The organism is Flavobacterium azizsancarii, from assembly GCF_027980145.1.
Classification (GTDB): domain Bacteria; phylum Bacteroidota; class Bacteroidia; order Flavobacteriales; family Flavobacteriaceae; genus Flavobacterium; species Flavobacterium azizsancarii.
The window spans coordinates 77,592-89,276 of sequence record NZ_JAMZNK010000004.1; the positions used below are offsets into that span (position 1 = coordinate 77,592).

An 11,685-nucleotide genomic window follows, 5' to 3' on the forward strand; every position below is an offset into this window, starting at 1 on the left:
TGAAATAAAATAAAATTTTAGAAATGAAAATAATTAAAAATATATTGGCGGGAGCATTACTACTTTTTAGTAGTATGCTTTTTGCCCAGCAAGAAAGCCTTTTTACAACGTATCGTTACCATATGAATGTTGTAAATCCGGCTTATGCAGGTGTTGATGGAGAAACTGTTTTAATGAGCACAATTCGCCAGCAATGGACAGGGATTAAAGATGCACCGCAAACGCAAGCAGTCTCTTTTGGTACATCGGTAGGGAATCATTTGGGATTAGGGGTTTCTATGGTTTATGATAAAACTTTTATCGAAAAACAAACACAATTAGGAATTGACTTTTCATACAAAATTCAGGTTGGAGCTCTTACTGATTTGTATTTAGGAATAAAAGCAGGAGGTAATTTCTACAATGTAAATACCTCTGGACTTGAGACCTATTCGCCTCAATCAGATCCATCTTTGATTACGATAAATCATTTTAATCCAAACGTAGGTATTGGAGCTTTATTGAAAAATGATAAATTTTTTGTATCCCTTTCTGTTCCAAGAATGTTAAATACGGAGCGTGCAAAAAACAAAGACGGTTATACTTCTGTTGCAACAGACAGAGCACATGTTTATTTGAGTAGTGGTTATGATTATGATTTTAATACAGCTACAGAATTGGTGCTAAAACCATCATTTATGATGCGTTATGTAAATGGTTCGCCACTTTCAGTAGATGTTAATTTGATGCTTCAGATAGAGAAATTTTTGGAAATAGGAGGAAGTTACAGAGTTGATAACGCTTATGCCGCAATAGCAGGTTTAACAATTACTGACCATCTGACAATTGGTTATGCTTACGAAACCAGTACAGGTAAAGTAATGGCAAGTGCTAAACAATCAAACGAGTTTTTTCTTCGCTTTAAATTTTAATAAAAGGCAAATACAATAATCGAAACAACGTTTTTTTTATTTTTTTGAGTAGTAAAAAAGAGGACATCTATCTGCAGATGTCCTCTTTTGATTTTATATAAATCATTTAAGGTCTTTCTATTTTTCTTAAAACTTCTTTTGCGACAGCTTTATAAGCTGCAGAATGATCTGCATAATCTTTGTTTAGGATAATTTGCAATTCGGGATGAATCCAATCATAGTGATTTCCTAATATATATAAAGTTCTGATCGAATAGGCTTTTGTCGCCACTTTTACATCATTAATTAGCCAGTCAAAAGAAGCTTCAATACAATCTTGTAAATTTTCTCCTGACAGTAAAATGCTGTTTTCGTTTTTCTTATAATGTGATTTTACCAGAAGCTGAACCACTTTTGCAATTGGCCTGATAGAACTTTCATCTTTTAAAACCTTCAGATTAGAACAGAAAAAATTAAGATAAGGTTGCAGCCAGATTAATTCTTCGTAAGATATAAATTCTAAAATCCAGCATGCTTTATGATTGTTTTTATCTAAGGGAGAAAAACAAATTTGAACCAATTCATCAAATAAATGTTGATTTTCTAAAATGTACTGAGCTCCCATTAGCCGGTTTTCTCGGTAAGCATTTACATAATCCAGTTTTAGATGAAGTTCAGACGACATTTTTTTACATTTAATACACATCTAAAATAAATAATTTAATGCAATAGTTCCGTAATAATTTATTGGAAGTCCAGGATAATAATATCTTGGACTTGCGTTTCCAACCGCAACGGCATTAGGCAAAATCATAGAGGCATATTTTTCGTCAGTGACATTATTAATGCCAAAAGCCAGGTTTGTGTTTAGATTAGGAAGAATTTGAAAACGATAACCTGTTTTTAAATTAATGATATGATAAGAATCTGAATAAAGAGAATTAGCATCATTTAAGGGGATTTTATCTGTAAACTGAAAATCAGCAGAAAAATATAAACCCAAAACCATATTTAAAATTATTCCTGCATTTACTTTATTTGCGGCGACCCCGGTTAATTTATTTCCTGAATAATCATTTCCGTTATCGACAAAATCGTTAAACTCATATTTCCCCAGGGAAGCAGTGATGTAAGAGTTTAAATTGAAAAACCGATTAATAGGCCAATTGTGTTTTGCTAAAATTTCGATTCCTTCATGAAATGTTTTACCGGCATTTATACCTTCATACTGGTCATCACCAATTCTTTTTGCCACTAATAAATCTTTTATTTCCATTCGATAAACAGCAAATTCTGTATAGAGATTTTTATTGAAGAAATAGAATTTTCCACCCGCTTCAAAATTATAACCGCTTTCAGGTTTTATATCCGGATTAATATTGCCTGAACTTGTAAGTGTTTCTTCGGTGGCCGGCAATGAAAATCCCCTACTTATCGAAAAGTACAAAGTTTTTTGCTCATTGGGTTTAAAGAGAAAAGACAATTGTGGCGAAAAGATTCCGTCATAACTGTATTTTTCAGTTGAAGAAGTATTGTTAGGAAGAGAATTCGTTAGCTCAAAATGAGTTTCATTATAATTCAATCCGGCTTGTAATTCGAATTTATCCGAAAGCAAAGTTCTGATTTGAGAAAAAATATTATAAAAATGTCTTTTTTGGTCTGTTTCAGTAAGTTGATTGCCTTGTAAACTTCCTTGACCATTATTGGTTTTGTATAGATTTTCAAAAGTGTTTCCGTTATAATTATCTGTGAAATATTCAATTCCGGCAATAAATTGATTCTCGATTTTACTAATTTTAAAATCTCCCGAAAATTGCGTTCTTCCGCCAGTTCCAAAAGTATATTGACGTAAAATATCAAAAGGACGAGGTTCATTACTATCCTTATAATTAATAAAAACCGAAGTTGAATTGCGCAGATGATCATTAATTTTAAAATCATAAGCCAATCCACCTAAAGTCGATTTGTATTCCTTATATCCTTTTGAAGCCACCCATGTTGGAGCACCTAGTTTTGGATTATTATCAAAAACTTCTTTACTAATCGAACTTGGAATGAAAGCTTTCAAATATGTGTAATTCGAAAAATAGGTCAACTTGCTATTTTTCTTTTTAAATAATTCTCCGGCGAGCGTTATTCCTTCCCGATTATACGAACTGTTTTCTCGCCATCCGTCCGTTTTAAGATTATGATAACTGATATTCAAACTAGAACTTTTCTCATTCAGGCTGTAATTCAAGCTGTTTTTGAGTAATCCAAACGAACCAAAGACACTGCTGACACCGGCATTTTCTCCATTTGACTTTGAAAGTTGAGGTGAAATCAAAATTGCACCGCCCAAACCGGCTCCGTAAATACTAGAAAGCGGACCTTTGATAACTTCAATTTGTCCGATGTTTTCCAGATCAATATCATCAATAACCGTTTCGCTATTTCCGGAAGTCAGGGGAATACTGCCATAAAAAGCCCTGATTTTATTAGTTCCATAAGGAGATCTTGCGCCAATACCCCGAATCGAAATTCGGGTTGTAGTAAAATTAGAAGATTGCATAAAAACTCCTGGAATTGTATTAATGACAGTGCTAATATCTGTGGCATTATTTTGCAAAAGGTCTTTTTTAGATAAAATTCCAATAGAAGCAGGAGTGTTTTGCAATCGATCATTAACATGAAGTGAACTAATGACAACTTCATCCAGTTTTTGGGTTTTTAAAGAATCAATAGTTTTGTTTTCTCTTTTTTGTGCCTCGATGTTATGGAAACATAAAAACACAAGAAGAAGAAAACAATATTTTTTTAAAATCATAAAAGAGTTTGTTGAGCAGTTTCTGGATGAAAAAAAAATTAACCGCAAAGAACGTTAAGATTTATACCCTATGTTAACTTTATAAAACACAAAGTTCGCAAAGCTAGTTCGATACAAAGCTTTGCGAACTTTTCATTTTATAAAACTACAAAAAAACTTAGCGTTCTTTACGGTAAAATTAATTATGTTTCTAAGAAACCTAATTTGGAATTTATTTTTTAGCCGTTACCTTCCAAATTGTATTTCCGCTATCATCATTAACCAAAAGAGACCCGTCTTGCATGACAGTTACCGCAACCGGACGTCCGTAAACTTCAGCTTTGTCAGCATTAGAAATAAAACCAGTTAAGAAATCTTCCGGTTTCCCGGAAGGTTTTCCGTTAGCAAAAGGAACGAAAACAACTTTATATCCTGATATTTTAGCACGATTCCAGGAACCATGTTGTCCTACGAAAGCCCCGTTTCTATATTTTTCAGGAAAAGCAGTTTTGTTATAAAATGCCAATCCCAAAGATGCTGTATGAGCGCCAACCGGAACGTCAGGAACAATAGATTTGGCCGCAAGATCTTTGCGCTCACCTTTCATTCTTGGATCAAGATTGTTTCCGTAATAAGAATATGGCCAGCCATAAAAAGCATCTCGTTTTACACTTGTAATATAATCAGGAACCAAGTCATCACCCAATTCATCACGTTCGTTAACCGCAGTCCAAAGTTCCTTATTTACAGGATTCCAATCCATTCCAACAGGATTTCTAAGACCGGCAGCATAGATTTTTTCACCGATTCCGTCAGGATTAATTTCTAAGATATCAGCACGGCGCACCTCTTTGTCCATTCCGTTTTCACCAACATTACTTCCGGAACCTACCGAAACGTAAATTTTTGTTCCCTCAGGATTAGCAATTATATTTCTTGTCCAGTGATTGTTGTAGCCTCCGGCAGGAAGTTCAAGAATTTTGGTTCCTTTTGTTTCTAATTTTAAAGGAGCATTTTTATAAGGATAACGATATAAGCCGTCAGTATTGGCAACATAAAAAAAGTCTTTAAGAACTAACATTCCAAATGGTCTGTTGAGGTCTTTTAGAAAAACTTCACGAGTTTCAAATTTTCCGTCCTTGTCTTTATCGCGAAGAATTATAATTTGATTTTTACTTGTTCTCGTGCCGCTTTCCACAACAAAAATATCGTTGTTTGGTGCAATGTAGGTCCAACGTGGATTCTCAAAACCATCAGCAAATTTCGTAACTGTAAAACCTTCCGGTGCAATTGGTGTTTTGCCTTCCGGCCAGCCAATCACTTTGCTATTATTCGTTTTCGATTCGGTTGCGTACGGTGGAGGTAAAGTGAGATCGCCAATAGCAGTTTTTACAATAATATCAGGTTGTTTTGCCAGAGCTTCTTTTTCTTCTTTTTTTACCTGCCCGTTGCAGGCTGTCATTATTGCCAGTAGGGATATCGAAAATATTTGTGCAGTAGTTCTCATTTCGGTTTAGGGTTAAATGTTTATAGAACAACAATTTAGTAAAATTAAAAATAGTTGCAAGAAAATATTTGTAAATATTATGTGATATTTAACATTCTTAAAAAAATATGTGTCCAGCTTATTTTGATACTTACAGTTTGGTTGTAATTCTGTATCTTTGCGCATTATTTTAAACATAAAAATAATGATACAACTTCACGATAAACAATTTGTTCCGTTTATTTCGGCCAAAGAAATTGATTTTGCTTTAACTAAAATAGTTGCTCAGGTAGAAGATGATTTTGGAGACGATACCCCAATTTTTATTGGTGTCTTAAATGGTGCATTCATGGTTGTTGCCGATTTTCTGAAAAAATACAAAAGTCCTTGCGAGGTTTCATTTATAAAAATGGCATCTTATGAAGGAACTGAAACTACTAATGCTGTAAAAGAATTAATAGGGATTAATCAGGATTTGACAGGTAGAACCGTGATTATCATCGAAGATATTATCGATACCGGAAATACAATCGAAGAATTGAAACGCATATTTAAAGAACAAAATGTAAAACATTTTAAAATTGCAACTTTGTTTTTTAAACCGGATGCCTATAAAAAAGATATTAAAATAGATTATATCGGAATCAGGATTCCAAATAAATTTATCGTTGGTTACGGTTTGGACTACGATGGTTTGGGACGAAATTTAGCCGAAGTATATAAATTGGCAGAATAATTACAAACACACACAACTATATATTCATTTAAAACTTCTTGTAAAAACAGAAGTAACAACACTCACTCATATTATGATTAACATTGTTTTATTTGGAAAGCCGGGAGCAGGAAAAGGAACTCAGGCAGAATTTTTAAAAGAAAAATACAAATTAACACACCTTTCAACAGGAGATATTTTTCGTTTTAATTTAAAAAATGATACAGATTTAGGTAAGAAAGCAAGGGTTTTTATGGACAATGGAGAATTGGTTCCTTGCGAAGTTACAACTGCAATGTTAATAGATGAGGTAAATAAAAACCCTAATACACAAGGATTTTTGTTTGATGGTTATCCAAGAACTTTAGATCAGGCAGAAGCCCTGGATAAATTCTTGCCAACTATTGGGACAAGTGTTACGGCTACAATCGCATTAGAAGCTGATGATGAAATTCTTGTAGCGCGTTTGTTAGAAAGAGGAAAAACAAGTGGAAGAGTAGACGATCAGGACGAAGAAAAAATTCGTGTAAGATATCAGGAATACAATGAGAAAACTGCTCCGCTAATTGGATATTATAAAGAACAAAATAAGTTTCATGCTGTAAATGGTATCGGAACTATCGAAGAAATTACAGAACGATTAACGTCAGTTATAGATAATTTGTAGAAGCTTTTCCAGCTGCCGTTTCAAGTCCAAAACTAAAAAAATTATTTTTCTATCCCAATGTTTCGGGATAAAACAAAACTTCTTCTGATACTTTTAGGAGTCAATTGTTTTAAGAAATGAAAAATTAGTTTTTTTAGCTCCGGACTTTTTTCTTCTCCCAATGGGATTGGTATGAAATATTAAGAACAAATTGCATTAACGAACTATTAAATAACGAATAACCCTCAAATTGGAAATACTAATAATATTTTTTCTAATACTATTAAATGGAGTTTTCTCTATGTCTGAAATTGCACTTATTTCAGCAAGAAAAAACAGACTTGAAACTGCTGCAAAAAAAGGAAATAAAAGTGCGAAAATTGCACTTGATTTGGCTAATTCGCCAAATAAGTTTTTGTCTACGGTACAGATCGGAATTACTTTGATCGGGATTTTGACAGGTATTTACAGTGGGGATAAAATCACAATAGATGTAGAGGCATTTGTTAACGGATTTGCGATTTTCAGACCCTATGCACATTCAGTTGCAGTTGGGATTGTCGTAGTAGTTTTGACATTTTTCTCATTAGTTTTAGGAGAGCTATTACCAAAACGAATTGGTTTGAATTATCCAGAATCGATTGCAAAAATGGTAGCATTGCCAATGAAGATTGTTTCGATTATTACAGCGCCGTTTATATGGCTGCTTACCACTTCGACTGATTTTTTATTGAATGTTTTGCAAATCAAACCTTCGGCTGACGGTAAAGTAACCGAGGAAGAAATTAAAGCCATAATAAAAGAAGGAACTGAAGGCGGAGAAGTTCAGGAAATTGAACAAGATATCGTAGAGCGTGTTTTTCATATTGGAGACAGAAAAGTAAGTTCGTTAATGACACACCGCAAATCGGTAGATATGTTGCCTTTTAATGCAGACAAAGCAAAAATAAAAGAATTGGTTTTAATGGATTTACATACCATTTACCCGGTTTACAGAGATAATTATGACGATATAGTAGGGATTGTAACCTTAAAAAATATATTTGCGAATATCGAAAATGATCATTTCGATCTAGGAGCAATAATGATAGATGCTCCCTATTTAATGGAGCAGACAACAGCTTATAAAGCACTTGAAAATTTTAAAAGAACAGGCGTTCATTACGCCTTAGTATCTGATGAGTATGGTGTTTTTCAAGGGATAATTACATTAAATGACATTCTCGAAGCTCTGGTTGGAGATGCATCTGATTTTTATAAAGATGAATTTAAATTAGTAGAACGAGAAGATGGTTCGTGGTTGGTTGACGGACATTATTCATTACATGATTTTCTAACGTATTTTGAGTTAGACGAATTAACAAATGATTACGAAGTTAACACAGTAAGCGGAATGATTATGACTGAGCTTTCTCATATTCCGAAAGAAGGCGAAAAATTAATCTGGCAAAAATTTGTGTTAGAAGTCATCGATATGGATGGCGTAAAGATTGATAAAGTGCTGGTAAAAGCACTAAAAGAGTAAAAATAAAATAGTTTTCAGTTTCTGTTTTTAGTTGCAGTATGCATTAAAAACTGATACTGCGGCTGAGAATAAAAATTTGTTTCAGGTTTTATTCTGTTTCAGGTTTCAAGTTAAGTGTGTTGCGCCAACTTGAAATCTCAAACTTTAAACTTTAAACTATACATAAACAAAAAAAGAAAATGACAGAAGGAAATTTTGTAGATTATGTTAAGATATATGTTTCTTCCGGAAAGGGAGGAAAAGGATCTACGCATTTACATAGAGAGAAATTTATTGAAAAAGGAGGCCCGGACGGAGGTGATGGTGGTCGAGGCGGACACGTATATTTAGTTGGAAATAAAGGGCTTTGGACACTTTTTCATTTAAAATTTGCTCGTCATATTAAAGCTGGTCACGGTGGTGATGGAGGAGGAGATCGTAGTACAGGTGCTGATGGAGATGATAAATTTATCGAAGTGCCTTTAGGTACTGTTGTAAAAGATAAAGAAACCGGAGAAACCTTATTCGAAATTACCGAAGATGGCGAAAAACAGATTCTTTCAAGAGGTGGAAAGGGTGGATTAGGAAACTGGCATTTTAGAAGTTCAACGAATCAGACACCAAGATATGCTCAACCTGGTTTACCGGGTGTAGAGATGGATGTGATTCTTGAATTGAAAGTTTTGGCAGACGTTGGTTTAGTAGGTTTTCCTAATGCAGGAAAATCAACTTTATTATCTGTGTTGACTTCTGCAAAACCAAAAATTGCTGATTATCCTTTTACAACTCTAAAACCAAACTTAGGAATTGTAGCTTACAGAGATTTTCAATCTTTTGTAATCGCTGATATTCCTGGTATTATTGAAGGAGCTGCTGAAGGAAAAGGTTTAGGACATTATTTCCTGCGTCATATTGAGCGTAACTCAACATTGTTGTTTTTAGTTCCTGTTGATACGCCGGACATTAAAGGAGAATATGATATTTTGGTAAATGAACTTACTAAATACAATCCTGAAATGCTTGATAAAGAACGTTTATTAGTAATCTCAAAATGTGATATGCTGGATGACGAACTAAAAGCAGAACTGAAAGTTGAATTGGATGTCGCTTTCAAGGATATTCCTTATATGTTTATTTCGTCTGTTGCTCAACAAGGATTAACGGAGCTCAAGGATAAGCTTTGGAAAATGTTGAATGAATAATAAAATACTAGTTGTATACCAAAAGGTGTTCTTTAAATAGAGCACCTTTTTTTTGTTTTTCAAAATGTTAAATTCGTAATGAAATGCTAAAAATTCGGGATCATATTTATTTTTGATTATGATTAGAATGGTATAATTATGAAAATGAGTTATATTCGCAGAACTTAAACAAAATAACATGAAAAAAATAGTTTTATTCTTAACCATGTGCTTAATGGCTTTTCCTGTAAAAGCTGATGAAGGAATGTGGTTTTTGATGTTTATCGAAAGATTGAACCATAGAGATATGGAAAAAATGGGCTTACAATTAACGTCCGAAGAAATTTACAGCATTAATCATCATAGTTTAAAAGATGCGATTGTACAATTTAATGGAGGTTGTACGGCAGAAATTGTTTCTAAAAATGGTTTAGTTTTAACAAATCACCACTGTGGATATGATGCTATTGCAGAACTTTCTTCGGCAGAACGAAATTATCTGAAAGATGGTTTCTGGGCAAAAGAGAAAAGTGCTGAGATGAAACCAAAATCATTATATGTTCGTTTCTTCGTTCGTATGGATGATGTTTCTAAAAGAATTTTATCTAAAGTAAATGATAAAATGACTGAGACTGAAAGAAACAAAATCATTCAGCAAGAAATAAGCCTGATCGAAAAAGAAAATAATGAAGGTGGAAAATATACTGTCTCCGTTCGTCCTTTCTTTCAGGGAAATGAATATTATTATTTCGTTTATCAGGATTATACCGACGTTCGTTTAGTGGGAACACCGCCGGAAAGTGTTGGTAAATTTGGTGGAGACACTGATAACTGGGAATGGCCACGTCAAACCGGTGATTTTTCTATGTTTAGAGTATATGCTGATAAAGACGGAAATCCAGCAGCTTATTCTAAAGACAATGTGCCTTTGCAGCCTAAACATTACTTGCCTGTAAGTATTAAAGGTGTAAAAGAAAATGATTTTGCTATGATTTTAGGATATCCGGGTAGAACAAACCGTTGGATGCCAGCTGGCGGAATCGAACAAAACATTAAATATGCATATCCTGCATGGGTTGAAGGTGCTAAAGCCGGAATGGATGTAATGAAAAAGTACATGGACAAAGATGCAACAGTTCGTTTGCAATATGCGTCTAAATATGCTTCGACAGCAAACTATTGGAAAAACCGTCAGGGTATGATTGATGCTTTAACAAAAGCAGGAACAGTTGATGTTAAGACGGCACAAGAAGATAAATTCTATGAGTGGGCAACTAAACCGGCCAATAAAGAGAAGTACGAAAATGTAATTCCAACTATTAATGATTATTACAGATCAACAAATCTAAAAGCGACTCACGATAATTACTTAATGCAACTTTTGCGTACTTCAGGTTATGCTGCAGGACCGGCAAATTTAGGAAATGCATTGATAGCTTATTATAATGAGAATGATGCTAAAAAAGCTGAGATGCTTCCTAAGATTAACACATTGATCGATAACATTTACGGTGAATTTTATGCTCCGCTTGAAAAAGATATATTCGCAGCACAATTGAATTTATATACTTCAAAAGGTGCAGAATATGGTTTAGGTACGCAAATTACCAAAATGAAATCAGAGAATAATGGTAATTTTGCTGCTGATGTAGCAAAGGCAACTGAGATCAGTTACTTTACGACTAAAGAAAAAGTATTAGCATTTATGGCTGATCCAAAACCATTGGCAATTGTACACGATCCTTTGTATATTATTTCTAATGATTTAATGACAAAATACCGTTCTAAAACTGATGATCAGTCAAAAGCTGATGACGGATTTGCAACTGCTTACCGCGAATTGGTTGAAGGTTTAAGAGAGTCAAAATTAAATACGATTCAATATCCGGATGCAAACTCTACTTTGAGACTGACTTACGGAAAAGTTCGTGCTTTGCCTGCTGACCCTCGCAACGATGCGAAAATAAACAATTATACAACCATGGAAAGTATGGTAAAAAAGTATAAAGCAGGAGATCAGGAATTTGATTTGCCAAAACGTTTGTTAGAATTAAACAAGAAAAAAGATTACGGGCAATATGCTGACAAAGAAGGATATATGCCGGTAAATTTCCTTACAGACAATGATATTACAGGAGGGAATTCTGGTTCACCGGTTCTAAACGGAAAAGGAGAATTAATAGGTATTGCTTTTGACGGAAACATCGAAGCTATGGCCGGAGATGTTATTTTTGATCCTAAATTACAAAGAACGATTAACGTAGATATTCGTTACGTACTTTGGATTATTGACAAATACGCAGGAGCTAAGAATATTATTGATGAGTTGACTATTGTAAAATAATCTCAATTTATTTATAAAAGTAAACCCGATAGATTTTAGATCTGTCGGGTTTTTTTGTGCCTAAAATTAAGATATTCTCAACGTATGTGATTTCTCCTTGCGTCGAAATGAACAAAACGAAACGAAATAATGGT

General features: G+C 33.9%; 9 protein-coding genes. 6 read left to right on the forward strand and 3 right to left on the reverse strand.

Translation table 11 applies throughout. The annotated features are described in order from the left end of the window. Positions 1–23 precede the first annotated feature (23 nt). Positions 24–911, forward strand: a complete 888-nt coding sequence (locus NJT12_RS03710) for a PorP/SprF family type IX secretion system membrane protein (RefSeq protein ID WP_271334585.1) — start codon at positions 24–26, stop codon at positions 909–911. Positions 912–1,017: 106 nt separating this feature from the next. On the opposite strand, the gene NJT12_RS03715 is transcribed toward NJT12_RS03710, so the two are convergent. The 3 genes from NJT12_RS03715 to NJT12_RS03725 form a co-directional block, all read right to left on the reverse strand. Next, positions 1,018–1,575: a hypothetical protein gene (locus NJT12_RS03715; protein WP_271334586.1), complete on the reverse strand. Its 558-nt coding sequence runs from the start codon at positions 1,573–1,575 to the stop codon at positions 1,018–1,020. Between the two features lie 21 nt (positions 1,576–1,596). Beyond that, the gene (locus tag NJT12_RS03720) at positions 1,597–3,696 is read right to left on the reverse strand and encodes a TonB-dependent receptor (RefSeq protein ID WP_271334587.1); all 2,100 of its coding nucleotides are present in this window, start codon (positions 3,694–3,696) and stop codon (positions 1,597–1,599) included. Positions 3,697–3,907: 211 nt separating this feature from the next. Then, the gene (locus NJT12_RS03725; protein ID WP_271334588.1) at positions 3,908–5,182 is read right to left on the reverse strand and encodes a PQQ-dependent sugar dehydrogenase; all 1,275 of its coding nucleotides are present in this window, start codon (positions 5,180–5,182) and stop codon (positions 3,908–3,910) included. Between the two features lie 184 nt (positions 5,183–5,366). Between NJT12_RS03725 and hpt the strand changes: the two genes are divergently transcribed. The 5 genes from hpt (at position 5,367) to NJT12_RS03750 (ending at position 11,551) form a co-directional block, all read left to right on the forward strand. Then, positions 5,367–5,897 carry a hypoxanthine phosphoribosyltransferase gene (gene hpt, locus NJT12_RS03730; protein WP_271334589.1) on the forward strand — a complete coding sequence of 177 codons (531 nt, stop codon included), beginning with the start codon at positions 5,367–5,369 and terminating at the stop codon, positions 5,895–5,897. 73 nt (positions 5,898–5,970) lie between these two features. Beyond that, positions 5,971–6,543 carry an adenylate kinase gene (locus NJT12_RS03735; RefSeq protein ID WP_271334590.1) on the forward strand — a complete coding sequence of 191 codons (573 nt, stop codon included), beginning with the start codon at positions 5,971–5,973 and terminating at the stop codon, positions 6,541–6,543. Positions 6,544–6,772: 229 nt separating this feature from the next. Continuing rightward, positions 6,773–8,047 (forward strand): hemolysin family protein, encoded by a 1,275-nt coding sequence (locus NJT12_RS03740; RefSeq protein WP_271334591.1) that lies wholly within the window; start codon positions 6,773–6,775, stop codon positions 8,045–8,047. A 179-nt stretch (positions 8,048–8,226) separates the two neighbouring features. Beyond that, positions 8,227–9,228, forward strand: coding sequence for a GTPase ObgE (gene obgE, locus NJT12_RS03745; protein ID WP_271334592.1), 1,002 nt, complete (start codon positions 8,227–8,229; stop codon positions 9,226–9,228). Positions 9,229–9,406: 178 nt separating this feature from the next. After that, on the forward strand, positions 9,407–11,551 hold the full coding sequence (locus tag NJT12_RS03750; RefSeq protein ID WP_271334593.1) for a S46 family peptidase: 2,145 nt from the start codon (positions 9,407–9,409) through the stop codon (positions 11,549–11,551). Positions 11,552–11,685 lie beyond the last annotated feature (134 nt).